The organism is Salibaculum halophilum (assembly GCF_002094885.1).
GTDB lineage: Bacteria > Pseudomonadota > Alphaproteobacteria > Rhodobacterales > Rhodobacteraceae > Salibaculum > Salibaculum halophilum.
This window is the reverse complement of record NZ_MSIT01000003.1, coordinates 51,711-68,909: the sequence shown is the minus strand read 5'-3', so window position 1 is coordinate 68,909 and position 17,199 is coordinate 51,711. Positions and strand designations below refer to the sequence as shown.

The 17,199-nt window shown below is 66.0% G+C and carries 19 protein-coding genes; 13 read left to right on the top strand and 6 right to left on the bottom strand.

Going from position 1 to position 17,199, the window contains the following annotated elements; translation table 11 throughout:
* Positions 1 to 4: 4 nt before the first annotated feature.
* The 4 genes from BU124_RS03240 to mdh all read right to left on the bottom strand — a co-directional run bounded on the left by BU124_RS03240 (position 5) and on the right by mdh (position 6,498).
* A complete protein-coding gene (locus BU124_RS03240) occupies positions 5 to 2,968 on the bottom strand; it encodes a 2-oxoglutarate dehydrogenase E1 component (RefSeq protein ID WP_084861020.1) in 2,964 nt (987 codons plus the stop codon).
* Between the two features lie 206 nt (positions 2,969 to 3,174).
* Complete coding sequence (gene sucD, locus BU124_RS03230; protein ID WP_084861018.1) at positions 3,175 to 4,062, bottom strand: succinate--CoA ligase subunit alpha; 888 nt, start codon at positions 4,060 to 4,062, stop codon at positions 3,175 to 3,177.
* 5 nt (positions 4,063 to 4,067) lie between these two features.
* Positions 4,068 to 5,261: an ADP-forming succinate--CoA ligase subunit beta gene (sucC, locus tag BU124_RS03225; protein ID WP_084861017.1), complete on the bottom strand. Its 1,194-nt coding sequence runs from the start codon at positions 5,259 to 5,261 to the stop codon at positions 4,068 to 4,070.
* A gap of 274 nt (positions 5,262 to 5,535) precedes the next feature.
* A complete protein-coding gene (gene mdh, locus BU124_RS03220; protein WP_084861016.1) occupies positions 5,536 to 6,498 on the bottom strand; it encodes a malate dehydrogenase in 963 nt (320 codons plus the stop codon).
* Positions 6,499 to 6,680: 182 nt separating this feature from the next.
* Between mdh and BU124_RS03215 the strand changes: the two genes are divergently transcribed.
* The 12 genes from BU124_RS03215 to BU124_RS03160 all read left to right on the top strand — a co-directional run bounded on the left by BU124_RS03215 (position 6,681) and on the right by BU124_RS03160 (position 15,450).
* A complete protein-coding gene (locus BU124_RS03215) occupies positions 6,681 to 7,472 on the top strand; it encodes a sulfite exporter TauE/SafE family protein (RefSeq protein ID WP_084861015.1) in 792 nt (263 codons plus the stop codon).
* A gap of 52 nt (positions 7,473 to 7,524) precedes the next feature.
* Positions 7,525 to 8,373, top strand: coding sequence for an HpcH/HpaI aldolase/citrate lyase family protein (locus BU124_RS03210; RefSeq protein WP_084861014.1), 849 nt, complete (start codon positions 7,525 to 7,527; stop codon positions 8,371 to 8,373).
* Entirely contained in the window at positions 8,370 to 8,915 is a 546-nt protein-coding gene (locus tag BU124_RS03205; protein WP_084861013.1) for an NnrU family protein, read from the top strand. Before BU124_RS03210 ends, BU124_RS03205 begins: the two co-directional genes overlap by 4 nt.
* 4 nt (positions 8,916 to 8,919) lie before the next feature.
* Positions 8,920 to 9,123, top strand: coding sequence for a DUF1737 domain-containing protein (locus BU124_RS03200; RefSeq protein ID WP_084861012.1), 204 nt, complete (start codon positions 8,920 to 8,922; stop codon positions 9,121 to 9,123).
* Positions 9,123 to 10,151 (top strand): MaoC family dehydratase, encoded by a 1,029-nt coding sequence (locus tag BU124_RS03195; protein ID WP_084861216.1) that lies wholly within the window; start codon positions 9,123 to 9,125, stop codon positions 10,149 to 10,151. The genes BU124_RS03200 and BU124_RS03195 overlap by 1 nt, the downstream gene beginning before the upstream one ends.
* Positions 10,152 to 10,366: 215 nt before the next feature.
* Entirely contained in the window at positions 10,367 to 10,750 is a 384-nt protein-coding gene (sdhC, locus tag BU124_RS03190; protein ID WP_084861011.1) for a succinate dehydrogenase, cytochrome b556 subunit, read from the top strand.
* 10 nt (positions 10,751 to 10,760) lie between these two features.
* Positions 10,761 to 11,132 carry a succinate dehydrogenase, hydrophobic membrane anchor protein gene (gene sdhD / locus BU124_RS03185; RefSeq protein ID WP_084861010.1) on the top strand — a complete coding sequence of 124 codons (372 nt, stop codon included), beginning with the start codon at positions 10,761 to 10,763 and terminating at the stop codon, positions 11,130 to 11,132.
* A 17-nt stretch (positions 11,133 to 11,149) separates the two neighbouring features.
* Positions 11,150 to 12,955 carry a succinate dehydrogenase flavoprotein subunit gene (gene sdhA / locus BU124_RS03180; RefSeq protein ID WP_084861009.1) on the top strand — a complete coding sequence of 602 codons (1,806 nt, stop codon included), beginning with the start codon at positions 11,150 to 11,152 and terminating at the stop codon, positions 12,953 to 12,955.
* Positions 12,955 to 13,236 carry a hypothetical protein gene (locus tag BU124_RS03175; RefSeq protein WP_084861008.1) on the top strand — a complete coding sequence of 94 codons (282 nt, stop codon included), beginning with the start codon at positions 12,955 to 12,957 and terminating at the stop codon, positions 13,234 to 13,236. Before sdhA ends, BU124_RS03175 begins: the two co-directional genes overlap by 1 nt.
* 18 nt (positions 13,237 to 13,254) lie before the next feature.
* Positions 13,255 to 13,572 carry a hypothetical protein gene (locus BU124_RS03170; protein WP_084861007.1) on the top strand — a complete coding sequence of 106 codons (318 nt, stop codon included), beginning with the start codon at positions 13,255 to 13,257 and terminating at the stop codon, positions 13,570 to 13,572.
* A gap of 21 nt (positions 13,573 to 13,593) precedes the next feature.
* Entirely contained in the window at positions 13,594 to 14,373 is a 780-nt protein-coding gene (locus tag BU124_RS03165; RefSeq protein WP_084861006.1) for a succinate dehydrogenase iron-sulfur subunit, read from the top strand.
* Positions 14,374 to 14,610: 237 nt separating this feature from the next.
* Positions 14,611 to 15,450, top strand: a complete 840-nt coding sequence (locus BU124_RS03160) for an urea carboxylase-associated family protein (RefSeq protein ID WP_084861215.1) — start codon at positions 14,611 to 14,613, stop codon at positions 15,448 to 15,450.
* Here BU124_RS03160 and deoD read toward each other — a convergent pair.
* Positions 15,447 to 16,151: a purine-nucleoside phosphorylase gene (gene deoD, locus BU124_RS03155; protein ID WP_084861005.1), complete on the bottom strand. Its 705-nt coding sequence runs from the start codon at positions 16,149 to 16,151 to the stop codon at positions 15,447 to 15,449. The genes BU124_RS03160 and deoD overlap by 4 nt on opposite strands.
* 96 nt (positions 16,152 to 16,247) lie before the next feature.
* On the opposite strand from deoD, the gene BU124_RS03150 reads away from it, so the two are divergent.
* A complete protein-coding gene (locus BU124_RS03150; RefSeq protein WP_179141856.1) occupies positions 16,248 to 16,754 on the top strand; it encodes a DUF4329 domain-containing protein in 507 nt (168 codons plus the stop codon).
* Positions 16,755 to 16,787: 33 nt separating this feature from the next.
* Here BU124_RS03150 and BU124_RS03145 read toward each other — a convergent pair whose 3' ends face one another.
* Positions 16,788 to 17,126 carry an H-NS histone family protein gene (locus tag BU124_RS03145; RefSeq protein WP_084861003.1) on the bottom strand — a complete coding sequence of 113 codons (339 nt, stop codon included), beginning with the start codon at positions 17,124 to 17,126 and terminating at the stop codon, positions 16,788 to 16,790.
* Between the last annotated feature and the right edge of the window lie 73 nt (positions 17,127 to 17,199).

Genomic DNA, 17,199 nt, shown 5'->3' with positions numbered 1-17,199 from the left:
TGGATCATTTCCCCTTGATGGTCAGCGCGTCGTTCACGAGCGCCGCTTGTTCGGTCTTGTGGCGCGAGGCGAGGCCGGTGGCGGGCGACGCGGCGGCAGGGCGGCCCGCATAGATCGGGCGGGTGTGCTTGGCCTTGATGCGGGTCAGGACCCATTCGAGGTTCGGCTCCATGAAGAACCAGGCGCCCTGGTTCTTGGGTTCCTCCTGGCACCAAACCATGTCGGCGTTGGGAAAGCGCTGAAGCTCCTTCACCGCCGACTGGGCCGGGAAGGGATAGAACTGCTCGAACCGCATCAGGTAGATGTCGTCGATACCGCGGCTGTCGCGCTCTTCCAGAAGGTCATAGTAGACCTTGCCCGAGCACATGACGACGCGCTTGATCTTGTCGTCGGCCACCAGCTCGGTGTCGGACACGCCGTATTGCGCGTCATCCCACAGAACGCGATGGAAGCTGCTGCCGGTCTGGAATTCCTTGGCCGTGCTGACGGCCAGCTTGTGGCGCAGCAGGGATTTCGGCGTCATCAGGATCAGCGGCTTGCGGTAGGTTCGGTGCAACTGCCGCCGCAGGATGTGAAAGTAGTTGGCAGGGGTGGTGCAGTTGGCCACGATCCAGTTGTCGCCGCCGCACATCTGCAGGAAGCGTTCCAGCCGGGCGGAACTGTGCTCGGGACCCTGGCCCTCCCAGCCGTGGGGCAGCAGGCAGACCAGGCCGGACATGCGCAGCCACTTGCTCTCGCCCGAGCTGATGAACTGGTCGAACATGATCTGCGCGCCGTTGGCGAAATCGCCGAACTGCGCCTCCCAAAGGGTCAGCGCGTTGGGTTCGGCCAGGGAATAGCCATACTCGAAGCCCAGAACCGCGTATTCCGACAGCATCGAGTCGATGACCTCGTAGCGGGCCTGCCCCTCGCGGATGTGGTTGAGCGGGTAGTAGCGTTCCTCGGTCTCCTGGCTGACCAGGGCAGAATGGCGCTGGCTGAAGGTGCCGCGGGCGCTGTCCTGCCCCGACAGCCGCACCGGGTAGCCCTCGGTCATCAGGCTGCCGAAGGCCAGCGCCTCGGCGGTGGCCCAGTCGAAGCCCTCGCCGGTTTCGAACATCTTGCGCTTGGTCTCGAGCAGGCGGGCCACCGTCTTGTGGGTCGTGAAATCCTCGGGCGCGGTGGTCAGCGCGCGGCCGATCTCGTCGAAGGTGGCCTGTTTGATGGCCGTCTCGCCGCGCTGGTAATTCTCGCCCTTCTGGTCCATGTCGGACCACTTGCCATCCAGCCAGTCGGCCTTGTTGGGCCGATACTCCTTGCCGGCCTCGAACTCGTCGCCCAGGTAGCTCTGGAACTTGGTTTTCTGTTCGTCGATCTCGCCCTCGGGGATCAGCCCGTCCTTGACCAGCCGATCGGTGTACAGCGTCAGGGTCGTCTTCTGCTGCTTGATCTTCTTGTACATGAGCGGGTTGGTGAACATCGGCTCGTCGCCTTCGTTGTGCCCGAAGCGGCGATAGCAGATGATGTCGATGACCACGTCCTTGTGGAACTTCTGGCGGAATTCCGTGGCGACCTTGGCGGCATGAACCACCGCCTCGGGGTCGTCGCCGTTCACGTGGAAGATCGGCGCCTCGACCATCAGCGCGATATCGGTGGGATAGGGCGAGGAGCGCGAGAAGTGCGGCGCGGTGGTGAACCCGATCTGGTTGTTGACGACAAGGTGCATGGTGCCGCCCGTCCGGTGGCCGCGCAGGCCCGACAGCCCGAAGCCCTCGGCCACGACGCCCTGGCCGGCAAAGGCCGCGTCGCCGTGCAGCAGGACGCCCATGACGGCCGTGCGGTCGGTGTCTTTCAACTGGTCCTGCTTGGCGCGGACCTTGCCCAGCACGACCGGGTTGACGGCCTCCAGGTGCGAGGGGTTCGCCGTTAGCGACAGGTGCACCGAATTGCCGTCGAATTCGCGGTCCGACGAGGCCCCGAGGTGGTATTTCACGTCGCCCGAGCCGTCGACATCCTCGGGCTTGAAGCTGCCGCCCTGGAATTCGTGGAAGATGGCGCGGTAGGGCTTGCCCATGACATTGGCCAGGATGTTGAGCCGGCCGCGGTGCGGCATGCCGATGACGATATCCTTGAGGCCAAGACTGCCGCCGCGCTTGATGATCTGCTCCATCGCCGGGATCAGGCTCTCGGCGCCATCAAGGCCGAACCGCTTGGTGCCCATGTACTTGACGTGCAGGAATTTCTCGAAGCCCTCGGCCTGGACCATCTTGTTGAGGATCGCCTTGCGGCCGGTCTGGGTAAAGGCGATTTCCTTGCCCAGCCCCTCGATCCGTTCCTTCAGCCAGGCGGATTCCTCGGGGTTGGAGATGTGCATGTACTGCAGCGCGAAGGTGCCGCAGTAGGTGCGCTGGACGATGGCCAGGATCTCGCGCATCGAGGCCACTTCGAGGCCCAGCACGTTGTCGATGAAGATGGGCCGGTCCATGTCCTTTTCCTCGAACCCGTAGGATTTCGGGTCGAGTTCGGGGTGCGGGGTCTGGTCGCGCATGCCCAGCGGGTCGAGGTCGGCCACCAGGTGGCCGCGGATGCGGTAGGCGCGGATGATCATCAGCGCCCGGATGCTGTCGAGCACGGCGTGGCGGACCTGTTCCTGCGTCAGGCCCACGCCCTTTTCCTCGGCCTTGGCCTTGATCTTGTCGCCGGCGGCCTTGGCCTCCTTGGGGTCGGCGGGCCACTGGCCGTCGAGCGCCGCGGTCAGGTCGTCGTTGGGGTGCGGCGGCCAGTCGGGCCGCGCCCAGCTGGGGCCCGCGGCCTCGGCGCGGGCGTCGGCCGGGGTGTCGCCCAGCGCCTTGAAGAAATCGCGCCAGCTGTCGTCGACCGCCCCGGGGTCGGAGGCATATTTCGCGTAGAGCTGTTCGATGTATTCCGCGTTGTGCCCCTGCATGAAGCTGGAGGCATGGAAGACGTCGTTGGGGGATTGGTCGGTCATGGCGCGACTACCTTCTTTCGATGCAGCAGGGGGTGGCGGCCCCCGAGTGCGCAACCGGCCCGGGCACGGCGGCCCGGGCCTGCGCGGCCAGAACGATCAGACCCAGACACAGGCACAACACGAAGAAAAGGGCCGAAGCGAGGGCCTCCTTGCGCGGTCGTGCCGGGTGCTTGTCCGGGTCCATCATGGCGTGGTCTTTCAGCGGCTCAGCCCTTCTCGATGGCGTCCATCACGGCCTCGCCCAGGGTGGCGGGGCTGTCGGCGACGACGATCCCGGCGGATTTCATCGCCTCGATCTTGCTTTCCGCGTCGCCCTTGCCGCCGGCGACGATGGCGCCGGCGTGGCCCATGCGGCGGCCCGGCGGCGCGGTGCGCCCGGCGATGAAGCCCGCGATGGGTTTCCAGCGGCCCTTTTTCTTCTGTTCGGCCAGGAATTCGGCGGCGTCCTCCTCGGCCGAGCCGCCGATCTCGCCGATCATGATCATCGACTGCGTCTCGTCGTCGTCAAGGAACATGTCCAGCACGTCGATGTGTTCGGTTCCCTTGATGGGGTCGCCGCCGATGCCCACGGCGGTGGACTGGCCCAGCCCCATGTCCGAGGTCTGCTTGACCGCCTCGTAGGTCAGCGTGCCTGAGCGCGACACCACGCCGACCGACCCGCGCTTGTGGATGTGGCCGGGCATGATGCCGATCTTGCAGCCGTCGGGCGTGATGACCCCGGGGCAGTTGGGCCCGACAAGGCGACTGCTGGAACCTTCCAGCGCGCGCTGCACCTTGACCATGTCCTGCACCGGGATGCCCTCGGTGATGCAGACGATCAGTTCGATCCCGGCGTCGATCGCCTCGAGGATCGAGTCGGCGGCGAAGGGCGGCGGCACGTAGATGACCGAGGCATTGGCCTGCGTCTCGTGCATCGCCTCGTGGACCGAGTTGAAGACCGGCAGGTCGAGATGCGTTGTGCCGCCCTTGCCGGGGGTGACGCCGCCGACCATCCGCGTGCCATAGGCGACGGCCTGTTCGGTGTGGAAGGTGCCCTGCGAGCCGGTCAAGCCCTGACAGATGACTTTGGTGTTTTCGTCGATGAGGATTGCCATCCGGGTTAGCCTTTCACTGCCTTGACGATTTTCTGCGCGCCGTCTTTCAGGTCGTCGGCGGCGATCACGTCGACGTCGGAGTTGTTGATGATCTCCTTGCCCTGCTCGACGTTGGTGCCTTCCAGGCGCACCACCAGCGGCACGGTCAGGCCGACGTCCTTGACGGCCGCGACAACGCCTTCGGCGATGACGTCGCAGCGCATGATGCCGCCGAAAATGTTGACGAGGATGCCTTTGACGTTGGCGTCGCTGGTGATGATCTTGAAGGCCTCGGTCACCTTTTCCTTGGTCGCGCCGCCGCCCACGTCGAGGAAGTTCGCCGGCTCGGCCCCGTAAAGCTTGATGATGTCCATGGTCGCCATGGCCAGACCCGCGCCGTTGACCATGCAGCCGATCTCGCCGTCCAGCGCGATGTAGTTGAGATCGTACTTGGACGCCTCCAGTTCCTTGGCGTCCTCCTCGGTGGTGTCGCGCAGCTCGCCGATGTCGGACTGGCGGTAGATGGCGTTGCCGTCGAAGCCCATCTTGGCGTCGAGGCATTTTAGGTCGCCCTTGTCTGTCACGATCAGCGGGTTGATCTCCAGCTGTTCCATGTCCTTCTCCACGAACATCCGGTAGAGCGTGCCCATCAGCGCGACGCACTGCTTGATCTGCGCCCCTTCGAGGCCCAGCGCGAAGGCGATGCGGCGGCCGTGGAAGGGCTGGTAGCCAGTGGCCGGATCGACCGAGAGCGACAGGATTTTCTCGGGCGTGGACTCGGCGACCTCCTCGATGTCGGTGCCGCCCTCGGTCGAGGCGACGAAGGACACGCGGCCGGTGACGCGGTCGATCAGCAGCGCGAGGTAAAGCTCGCTCTCGATCCCGGACCCGTCTTCGATGTAGATGCGGTTGACCTGCTTGCCGGCGGGGCCGGTCTGCTTGGTCACGAGGGTGCGGCCCAGCATCTTGCGCGCCTCTTCGGCGGCCTCTTCCACCGACTTGGCCAGGCGCACGCCGCCCGCCTCGCCGGCGCTGTCCTCCTTGAACGACCCCTTGCCGCGGCCGCCGGCGTGGATCTGCGCCTTGACCACCCAGAGCGGCCCGTCGAGTTCGCCGGCCTTTGTTTTGGCCTCTTCCGCCTTCAGGACGGCGCGCCCGTCGCTGACCGGCGCCCCGTAGGAGCGCAGCAGCGCCTTCGCCTGGTATTCGTGGATGTTCATGATTGTCCCTCGGTTCGATGGATTTTTCCGAAGACAAACACAGCCGGGGCGGCGGCCAAAAGGCCTATTTCCCTGCGTCCCGGGAAAATCCGACATTTGTGATCACACCGTCAAAACTGTGATCACGATTTTGGGTATACAACGGTATCCTAAAATTTTGGGCGAGCCGCGCGGCGAGAATCACCGCAAGGGCCTAGTCACGGCCTCGTCCGAGTGTGCAGAAAAAAGGGGCACCCGCGCGGGGCACCCCTTCGCATACGTCGCCGGGCCGCAGTCAGGCCAGCGTTTCGTCGATGCCCTTGCAGGCGCTGACAAGGTCCTTCACCGCATCGACCGAGTGGTTGAACATGCCCTGTTCATCCTTGTTCATCTTGATCTCGACCACGCGCTCGATGCCGCCCGCGCCGATCACGGTGGGCACGCCCACGTAGAAGCCGTTCAGCCCGTAGGCCCCATCGACATGCGCCGCCGCGGGCAGCAGGCGCTTCTGGTCCTTGAGATAGGCCTCGGCCATCTCGATGGCGGCGGTCGCGGGCGCGTAGAAGGCCGAGCCGGTCTTGAGCAGGCCGACGATCTCGGCCCCGCCGTCGCGGGTGCGCTGCACGATGGCGTCGAGCTTGTCCTGCGTGGTCCACCCCATCTGAACGAGGTCGGGCAGGGGGATGCCGGCAACGGTGGAATAGCGCGTCAGCGGCACCATTGTGTCGCCGTGGCCGCCCAGCACGAAGGCGCTGACGTCCTTCATCGAGACATTGAATTCCTCGGCCAGGAAATGCCGGAAGCGGGCGCTGTCGAGTACCCCGGCCATGCCGCAGACCTTTTCATGGGGCAGGCCCGAGAATTCGCGCAGCGCCCAGACCATGGCGTCCAGCGGGTTGGTGATGCAGATGACAAAGGCATCGGGGGCGTTCTTGGCGATGCCTTCGCCCACAGCCTTCATGACCTTGAGGTTGATACCCAGCAGGTCGTCCCGGCTCATGCCCGGCTTGCGTGGCACGCCGGCGGTGACAATGCAAACGTCTGCCCCGGCGATATCGGCATAGTCCTGTGTGCCCTTGAGCGTGGCGTCGAACCCTTCGGAGGGACCGGATTCCGCGATGTCGAGGGCCTTGCCCTCGGGCGTGCCCTCGGCGATGTCGAAAAGCACGACGTCGCCGAGTTCCTTGATCGCGGCCAGATGGGCGAGCGTGCCGCCGATCTGACCGGCGCCGATGAGGGCGATTCTGGGTCTGGCCATGGTGAAAGGATCCTCTGTCCGTTCCGTTTTGTATCGGCGCTTGGGTAGTCCTTTGCACACCGCCGCGCAAGCCTGCCGGGGCAGGGTGCTGTAACCGCGGGATTGTTTGCGCTAAAGCGCGACATGCCGGGCGCCCGGGACGGGGACGCCGGTGATTCCCATGCGATCGGGGGCAGGACACCATGGAAGGACCGCTGTTCTGGACGCTGGCGCTGCTGGCCGCGGTCAGCGTGGGGCTAAGCAAGGGCGGCCTGCCCGTCGTAGCCATGCTGTCGGTGCCGCTGCTGTCGCTGGTCATCAACCCGGTGACAGCGGCCGGGCTGATGCTGCCCGTGTTCATCGTGTCGGATGTCTTCGGGGTCTGGGCCTATCGCCACAATTTCGACCGGCGCGTCCTGTCCATCGGCGTGGTGGGGCTGACCATCGGAACCGGGGTCGGCTGGGCCACCGCCCAGAGCGTGCCGGAATGGGCGGTGCGGTTGATCGTTGGCGGGGTCGGGGCCGGTTTCGCCGCCAGCCTGCTGCTGGGCCGGGGGCGCGACGCGCCGGCCCGGCCGGCCAACGCGGTGTCGGGACTGGTCTGGACCTCGGTGGCGGGCTTCACCAGTTTCGTCAGCCACTCCGGCGCCCCGCCCTGGCAGGTCTGGGTGCTGCCGCTGCGCCTGTCCAAGCTGGCCTTTGCCGGCACCACAACCATCGCCTTTGCCTATGTGAACGCGCTCAAGCTGGTGCCCTATGCCGCGCTGGGGCAGCTGGGCCTGGAGAACCTGCGCGTTGCTGCGATGCTGACCCCGGCGGCGGTTCTGGCGGTCTTTGCCGGGTTCCGTTTGGTCAAGATCCTGCCCGAGGCGCTGTTCTTCCGCCTTGTCACCTGGGCGCTTCTGGCCGTTTCCCTCAAACTGATCCGCGACGGGCTGGCTGGCGGGCTTGCGGCGGACGCTCTCGCTGCAATGCCGCATTTTCCGCTTGCATGATCGCAACGACTATGGCCACTTCCGCGCAAGATTATTGCCCGGAGGCCAGACCATGACCCGACCGCACCGCTCGGCCCTCTATATTCCCGGCTCGAAGGCGCGCGCGCTGGACAAGGCCCGCGGCCTGGCCACAGACGTGATCCTTTTCGATCTGGAGGATGCCGTCGCCCCGGACGAGAAGCCCGCCGCCCGCGCCACGCTGGCCGAGGAGCTGGGCAAGGGCGGCTACGGGCCGCGCCTGCGGGTGGTGCGCATCAACGCGCTCGACACCGAGTGGGGCCGGGCGGATGCGCTCGCGGTGGCCGGGATGGACTGCGACGCGGTGCTGCTGCCCAAGGTGACGGGGCCCGACGACATCGACACCCTCGCGGCGCTCGTGCCGAACACGCCGGTCTGGGCGATGATGGAAAGCCCGCGCGGTATCCTCAACGCCGCTGCGATCGCCGCGCACCCGGCGCTGCAGGGCTTCGTGATCGGCACCAACGACCTGGCCAAGGACCTGGGCACGCGCACCACGTCGGACCGCGCCCCGCTCTGGGCCGCGTTGCAGACCTGCGTGCTGGCGGCCCGCGCCCATGGCGTTGTGGTCCTCGACGGGGTCTTCAATGCCTTCAAGGACGAGGACGGCCTGCGCGCGGAATGCGAACAGGGCCGCGATTTCGGCATGGACGGCAAGTCCCTGATCCATCCCGCGCAGCTTGACATCGCGAATGCCGTCTTCGCCCCCACCGCGGCCGAGATCGAGACCGCCCGCCGCCAGATCGCCGCCTATGACGCGGCCATCGCCGAGGGGCAGGCCGTCGCCGTCGTGGATGGGCAGATCGTCGAGAACTTGCATGTCGAGACCGCCCGCGCGACGCTGGCCAAGGCAGAGGCAATCAAGGAACTGGAATCGGCATGACACTTCTTGTCCCGGGTATTCTTTTGTGGGTCGGGGCCCACTTCTTCAAGCGCGTGGCCCCCGAGGCCCGCGCGCGGATGGGCGACAAGGGCAAGGGGCTGGTCGCGCTGGCCCTTGTCGTTAGCCTCGTTCTGATGGTGATCGGCTACCGCGGCGCGGACTTCGTCAACGTCTGGTATCCGCCAAGCTTCATGGTGCATATCAACAACCTGCTGATGCTGGTCGCCTTTTTCGTCTTCGGGCTGTCGGCCACCACCGGCAGCCTGCGCGGCAAGCTGCGCCACCCGCAGTTGCTGGCGGTCAAGATCTGGGCGGTCGCGCACCTTCTGGTCAACGGCGACCTGGCCTCGATCGTGCTCTTCGGGTCGATGCTGCTCTGGGCCGGGGCCGAGGTGGCAGTGATCAACCGCGCCGAGGCCTGGGACCGCCCCGCGCCGGGGGACCCCAAGCGCAATGTCCTGCTGGTCGTCATCGCGGTTGTGGCCTTCACACTGACGGCTGCCATCCACGCCTGGCTGGGCGTCTGGCCCTTCCCGCGGTGAGGCCATGAGACTCTACCGTTTCCTCACGGCCGATGACACCTCGGCCTTCTGTCACAAGGTCTCCGAGGCCTTGTCGAAGGGCTGGGACCTCTACGGCGATCCGCAATACACCTTTGACCAGGCCAATGGCGTGCTGCGCTGTGGCCAAGCGGTGACCAAGGACATCGACGGAGACTACCATCCCGACATGAAGCTGGGGCAGCAATGATGACCAAGACCGACCCGGGCCGCTTCTTCGAGGATTACGCGCTGGGGCAGGTGATCGACCACGCCGTGCCGCGCACCGTGGGGGCGGGCGAACGGGCGCTGTATCACGCGCTCTACCCGGCGCGGCATGCTCTGGCGTCTTCGGACGAGTTCGCGCGCGCCTGCGGCCTGCCCGAAAGCCCGCTGGACGACATGGTGGCCTTTCACGTCGTCTTCGGCAAGACGGTGCCGGACGTGTCGCTGAACGCGGTGGCCAATTTGGGCTATGCCGAGGGGCGCTGGCGGCGGCCCGTCTATGCCGGCGATACGCTGAGGTCCTCCTCCGAGGTCATCGGGCTGAAACAGAACTCAAACGGCAAGACGGGCGTTGTCTGGGTGCGCACGACAGGGACCAACCAGAACGGCGCTGCGGTGCTGGACTACGTGCGGTGGGTCATGGTGCGCAAGCGCGACCCGCAAGCCCCTGCGCCGGACACCACCGTGCCCGATCTGAAAACGGCCCTCGCGCCCGAGGACCTGGTGATCCCCGAGGGGCTGGATTTCACCGGTTACGATTTCACCCTGGCGGGCGAGCCGCACCGCTGGGCCGACTACGAGATCGGCGAGGTGATCGACCATGTCGATGGTGTCACCGTCGAAGAGGCCGAGCACATGATGGCCACGCGCCTGTGGCAGAACACCGCCAAGGTGCATTTCGATCTGACCGCCCGTCCCGAGGGGCGGCTGATCTACGGCGGCCACGTGATTTCCATGGCCCGGGCGCTGTCCTTCAACGGGCTGGCCAATGCGCAGATGGTCGCGGGGCTGAACGGCGGCGCGCACGCCAACCCCTGTTTCGCCGGAGACACGATCAAGGCCTGGTCCGAGGTGCTGGACAAGGCCGAGACCCCGGCCCCCGGCGTCGGCGCGCTGCGCCTGCGGCTGGTGGCGACGAAGGACGGGCAGGTGGGCCGCACCCGGGGCGAGGACGGCAAATACCTGCCCGGCGTATTGCTCGATCTCGATTACTGGGCGCTGGTGCCGATGTGACCGCGGCGGCGCGCACCGGGAAATTCGTGATCACGCCGCGCTGGCCAGTGATCACACGGGGCGGAAATTTCTGCCCTGCGGCAAGATTCCCGCGCCTGTCCCCTGTGCAAGGCCGTGACTTTTCTGCCAGTATGAATAGATAAGTTTGATATGCCATTGTATACCGTCACCGCGTGGCCCGTCGCGCGGGACGCGATGACAAAAGGGAGCCTTCCATGGCCGACGTGAATCGCGGGAACCGCCCGCTCTCGCCTCACCTGCAAATCTACCGACCGCAATGGACCTCGATCACCTCGATCTTCGTGCGCATTACGGGCAACGCCCTCCTGATTTCGGCGCTGCTGGTCGTCTGGTGGCTGGCCGCACTGGCCCGCGGCCCCGAGGCCTACGGCATCGCCGATGCCGTCCTGACCAGCTGGTTCGGCGATCTTGTCATGTTCCTCAGCGTCGGCGGGATCTGGTATCACCTGCTGGGCGGTGTGCGGCACCTGATCTGGGACAGCGGCCACATGCTGGACGTGGATCGTTCCGAGATGTTCGGGCAGGGCATGGTGATCGGCGCCGTGCTCCTGACGATTTTCACAGCCGTCATTCTCTGAGGGGGTCGCGATGCGATTCATGACAGACCGCAAGCGCGCCGCGGGTCTTGGCGCGGCCAAGTCGGGCACCGATCATCACTGGATGATGATGGTCACCTCGGTGGCCCTTGTCGGCCTCGTGCCGCTTTTCGTCTTCACCTTCGGGCGGGCGCTGGGCATGGGCTTCGAGGCGGCGCAGGCCTATTACGCCCGGCCCTTTCCGGCCATAGTCGGTATCCTGACGCTGCTGGTGGGCTTCTATCACTTCAAGGGCGGTGTGCAGACGCTGATCGAGGACTACGTTCATGGCTTGACCGGCAAGGCGCTGATCATCGGCATGACCTGCCTTTCCTATGCGGCAGCGGCGGTCGGCGTTTTCGCCATCGTGCGCATTGCCCTCTGACGCGGGACGACTGAGACATGACTGAATACGAATACGAAACGCATGACTTCGATGTGGTCGTGGTGGGCGCCGGCGGGGCCGGGCTGCGGGCCACGCTTGGCATGGCCGAACAGGGGCTGCGCACGGCCTGCATCTCCAAGGTGTTCCCGACACGCTCGCATACCGTCGCGGCCCAGGGCGGCATCGCCGCGTCGCTGTCGAACATGGGGCCGGACCACTGGCAGTGGCACATGTACGACACGGTCAAGGGGTCCGACTGGCTGGGCGATACCGACGCCATGGAATACCTGGCCAAGGAGGCGCCCAAGGCCGTCTACGAGCTGGAACACTACGGCGTGCCCTTCAGCCGCACCGAGGAGGGCAACATCTACCAGCGCCCCTTCGGCGGCCACACCACCGAGTTTGGCGAGGGCCCGCCGGTGCAGCGCACCTGTGCCGCCGCCGACCGCACCGGCCACGCCATCCTGCACACGCTCTACGGCCAGTCGCTCAAGCAGAAGGCGGAATTCTACATCGAGTATTTCGCCATTGACCTGCTGATGTCCGAGGACGGCCAGTGCGAAGGCGTTCTGTGCTGGAAGCTGGACGACGGCACCATGCATGTCTTTGCCGCCAAGATGGTGGTGCTGGCCACCGGCGGCTATGGCCGGGCCTATTTCAGCGCCACCAGCGCGCACACCTGCACCGGCGACGGTGGCGGCATGGTGGCCCGCGCGGGCCTGCCGCTGCAGGACATGGAGTTTGTGCAGTTCCACCCCACCGGCATCTACGGCGCCGGTTGCCTGATCACCGAGGGCGCGCGCGGCGAGGGCGGTTACCTGACCAACGGCGAGGGCGAGCGGTTCATGGAACGCTACGCGCCCAACTACAAGGATCTTGCGCCGCGTGACTATGTCAGCCGCTGCATGACCATGGAAATCCGCGAGGGGCGCGGCGTGGGGCCGAAGGGTGATCACATCCACCTCAACCTCAATCACCTGCCGGCCGAGGCGCTGAACCTGCGCCTGCCGGGCATCTCGGAAAGCGCCAAGATCTTCGCCGGCGTGGATGTCACCAAGGAGCCGATCCCGGTGCTTCCGACGGTGCACTACAACATGGGCGGCGTGCCGACCAACTACTGGGGCGAGGTTCTCAACCCGACCGACACGGATCCCAACGCCGTGGTCCCCGGCCTCATGGCCGTGGGCGAGGCAGGCTGCGCGTCGGTCCACGGGGCCAATCGGCTGGGGTCGAACTCGCTGATCGACCTGGTCGTTTTCGGCCGGGCGGCGGCGATCCGCGCGGGCAAGGTCGTGGACCGCGACAGCGCCGTGCCGACGCCGCGCAAGGCCGAGATCGACAAGGCCTTCGACCGGTTCGACCGGCTGCGCCACGCCGATGGCGGCACCCCGACCGCCGAATTGCGCCTGGAGATGCAGCAGACCATGCAGCAGGACGCGGCGGTGTTCCGCGCCAGCGACACCCTGAAGAACGGCGTCGAGAAGATGACAACGGTGGCCGGCAAGATGGCCGACATCAACGTCACCGACCGTAGCCTGGTCTGGAATAGCGACCTGATGGAAACGCTGGAACTGACCAACCTCATGCCCAACGCGCTGGCCACCGTCCGCAGCGCCGAGGCCCGCACCGAAAGCCGCGGGGCACATGCGCACGAGGACCACGGCGAGCGGGATGACAAGAATTGGCGCGTGCATACCATCGCCCGGGTCGCCGACGAGAAGGTGGACCTGTCCTATCGCCCGGTGATCGAGGCCCCGCTGACCGAGGAAAAGGCCGGCGGCATCAATCTCAAGAAGATCGCCCCGAAGGAACGGACCTTCTGATGCTGCGCCTAGCGCCTGTCCTGCTGGCGCTGGCGGCCTGTGCCCCGCAGCCGATCAGCCCGGACCGGGCGGCGGCCATCTGCGAAGAGCGGGCGCGGGCCGCGCAGGGGCCGACAGGCAGCGTGACGATCGGCGCCAACAGCAACGATGGCCCCTTTGCCGGGGCAAAGATCGGGCTGACCGCGGATTACCTGGCCGGGCGCGATCCGGTCGAAGTCTATAGGGAATGCGTCTATTCCCGCACCGGGGCGGCCCCGATCCGGCCGCCGCGCCTGCGCTGAAGACCAAGGAGTGCGAAGATGAAAAAGATCCTGCTGACCCTGTTCGCCGCCATGGCCATGGCCGGATGTGACATGCTCGACATGCGCGCCGATCCGGCCACGACCGCCACCGACCTGGTGACCGATGCGATGGTCGGCGCCGAACTGTCCGGCGGCATCGTCGTGACTGACCGCATCGCCCGCCCGCTGGCCGAATGCGTCGTCGAGCATGCCACCGAGGCCGAACTGGCCCGGATCGTCGCCGCCGAGGATGACGCCGCGCGCAACGCGATCACCAGCACGGTGCTGGCCCGGCCCGAGGCCGTGAGCTGCGCCACCGAAGCCCTGACCGCCTGACCTGAAAGGAGCCTGACCGCCATGGTCCAGCTGACCCTTCCCAAGAACAGCCGGATGACCACCGGCAAGACATGGCCCAAGCCCGAGGGCGCCACGAACCTGCGCAAGGTGCAGATCTATCGCTGGAGCCCCGATGACGACAAGAACCCGCGCCTGGACACCTACTGGGTGGACATGGACGATTGCGGGCCGATGGTCCTGGACGTTCTCATCAAGATCAAGAACGAGATCGACCCGACCCTGACCTTCCGCCGGTCCTGCCGCGAGGGCATCTGCGGGTCCTGCGCGATGAACATCGACGGGATCAACACGCTGGCCTGCATCTACGGCGCCGACGAGGTCAAGGGCGATATCAAGATCTACCCGCTGCCGCACATGCCGGTGGTCAAGGACCTGATCCCCGACCTGACGCATTTCTACGCCCAGCACGCCAGCATCATGCCCTGGCTGGAGACCGAGACGAACACGCCGGCCAAGGAATGGAAGCAGTCCATCGAGGACCGCGAGAAGCTCGACGGGCTTTACGAATGCGTGATGTGCGCCTGCTGTTCGACCGCTTGCCCGTCGTACTGGTGGAACGGGGATCGCTACCTGGGGCCGGCGGCGCTGCTGCATGCCTATCGCTGGATCATCGACAGCCGAGACGAGGCCACGGGCGAACGGCTCGATCAGCTGGAGGACCCCTTCAAGCTCTACCGCTGCCATACGATCATGAATTGCGCCAAGACCTGCCCCAAGGGCCTGAACCCGGCCAAGGCGATCGCGCAGACCAAGAAACTGATGGTCGAGCGCCAGGTCTGAGCGGCGCGACCAACGCGCGGCGAGGCCGCGAGACGGTCGCGCAACCAACCGGCGCTCAAGCAGCGAAGCGATGGCGCACCTGAAACAGGCGCCGCTGCGCGCTTTTGATCGGATACCGGCAAGATGACGCCCTGATTCCGGGTCAGGAGCTGCCTTTGCCCCGGGCCTCCGGCGGCGGTATTTCGGACCCGAAGACGCCCGATTGCCAATTCCCGAGCGTTGGTGTTTGGTTCGGCCATGGAACCTGATGATGCCGACGCGCGCAGGGCCGTGGCCCCGGTGATCTGCTATCCGACCGACGATCTGCCGCGGCCCGACCTGGCGCTCTACCAGGCGGCGAGCACCGGGGCCGAAACTGTCGCGCGCGTCGTGGTGCCCCCGCGCGACGCGGCGGCGATCGAGGTACCGGCCGGATCGTTCTTGCGGATCACCTGCACCGAGGGGCCGCAGGTCGGGGACCTCAACCTGTTCAACGCGCATGACCTGTCCGAGCGGTTCTATTCGGGCAAGACCCGCGCGCTGCACGGCACGCATGTGACGACCGGCGACAGGCTGTGGTCGTCCTTTCCGAAACTGCGGCCCATGGCGACCGTGGTCGGAGACACGCTGGACTGGTACGGGATCGACCCCCACGGCGGCGCGGTGCACGACGTGATCGGAACGCGCTGCGATCCCTATACCGGCAATCTGTTGTCAGGCCGCCAGTACCACCACTGTTGCCATTCCAATCTGACCCGCGCGCTGGCCGCGGCGCGGGGGCTGACGCTGCGGGAGGCCGAACGGCATGTGCACGACGTTCTGAATGTCTTCATGTGCACCGGCTTCACCCGCGATACCGGGCAGTATTTCATGAAGGCCAGCCCCGTTCGCCCCGGTGACCATATCGAATTTCTTGCCGAGATCGACCTGCTGGCAGTGCTGAGCGCCTGCCCGGGCGGCGATTGCGGGGCGGAGCATTCAAGCGATGCCGCGCCCTGCCATACCCTGCGCATGGACCATCGCCAGCCCCGACGGGGCGCATTGGCGGGCTGGGCGCCACCGCCTGTCAATGGCTATGACGGCAGCCACGGGGCTTAGGAGAAAGCGGCCTGAAGCGCGATCTCGATCATGTCGGAAAAGCTGCGCTCGCGGTCCTCGGCGGGCAGCGCCGCGCCGGTCTCGAGGTGGTCGCTGACGGTCAGGACGGCCAGCGCGCGCCGGCCGTGGCGGGCGGCGAGGGTGTAAAGCTCGGCCGCCTCCATCTCGACGCCCAGGATGCCGTGGCGGCGCATCTGTTCGTCCAGGTCGGGGCGTTCGTCATAGAAGGTGTCGGAAGAGTAGATGCCCCCGACGTGGGTGTCGACGGCACGGTCGTGGGCGGCCCGTTCGGCGGCGGCCAGAAGCCCGTAATCGGCGCAGGGGGCGAAGTTGAATTCGCGCAGGATCGTGGACGAGGGGGTGGCGACCGATGAGGCGGTCATGGCCAGGATCACGTCGCGCAGCTTGACCTGCGGCTGCATCCCGCCGCAGGAGCCGACGCGGATCAGGGTCTGGACCTCGAAATCGCGGATCAGTTCGTTGGCGTAGATCGACATCGAGGGCATGCCCATGCCCGAGCCCTGGATCGTCACGCAGTGGCCCTGCCATGTGCCGGTGAAGCCGAGCATGCCGCGCGTTTCGTTGATGCAGGCCACGTCCGACAAAAAGGTCTCGGCCGCCCATTTCGCGCGGTAGGGATCGCCGGGCATGAGCACCGTTTCCGCGATCTGCTCTCTGGCCGCGCCGATGTGTGTCGTCATCCTTTGCCCCTTTGGTGCTTTGCGGTAGGGTCGCGACCGTAGCGGCAAGCGGATCAATTGCCAATGAGAGCTTTCTCGATCTTGGCGGCCACCTGCATGGCGGGTCTGGCCCAGGCCCAGCATGTGCCGGACCCGAGCTGGGACGAGATCGATTTCGCCGTTTCAGTGCTGGCCGAGATCCAGCCCCTGTCCGTCGCCAAGCGCCGTGAATACTGCGGGTATATCGGCCGAGACGCCGGCGGGGCCATGGTCGCGACGCAGGCGGTGCCGGGCACGATGGCGTCCTGCCGCCCGGTCTGGCCGCGCGCAGGCGAGATGCGGGTCGTCGCCTCGTATCACACCCACGGCGCCTTTGATCTGGGCTATGTCAACGAGGTCCCGTCGGACATCGACCTGCGCGGCGACATCTCGCTTGGCATAGATGGTTGGGTGGCCACACCCGGCGGGCGGCTCTGGTTCAACGATGCGGGGGCAGGAGAGACGCGCCTGATCTGCGGCGTCGGCTGTCTGCCGGTTTCACCGGAGTTCGACAAGGGCCTGAATGGCCGGATCGCCAAACGTTATTCACTGGAGGAATTGTCCGCCCGAACACGCGGTGAGTGATCGCGAAACGGGGCCCCGAAGGACCCCGTGTTTTCAGATTTCCATGCTTTCGGGCGACTTTCCGGCCGCGATGGCATCCTTGAACCATTTCGGCTGGCGGCCCTTGCCCGTCCAAGTCTGGGACGGATTGTCAGGATTTGCATATTTTGGCGTTCCGGCAGATTTCGTCTTGCCGCCGGTTCCGCGCGTTTTCTTCCTGCCTGATGCGCCGAGGACGTCATCCAGCGAAAATCCCATCGAGGCGACGGCCTTTTCGGCCGCCTCGCGTGCCTTTTTGATATCCTGCTGCTCGAGCCACTGGATCTGTTTGTCTATATCACCGCGGAGCTTCTCAAGCTCCTTGCGGGTCATGGTTTTCAAGTCGATTGACATTTTCTTGTCCCGTATGTCCCATTCCTACACCTACCAATTAAGAACCGCTTCACCCACTGTGAAGAGGTTTTAC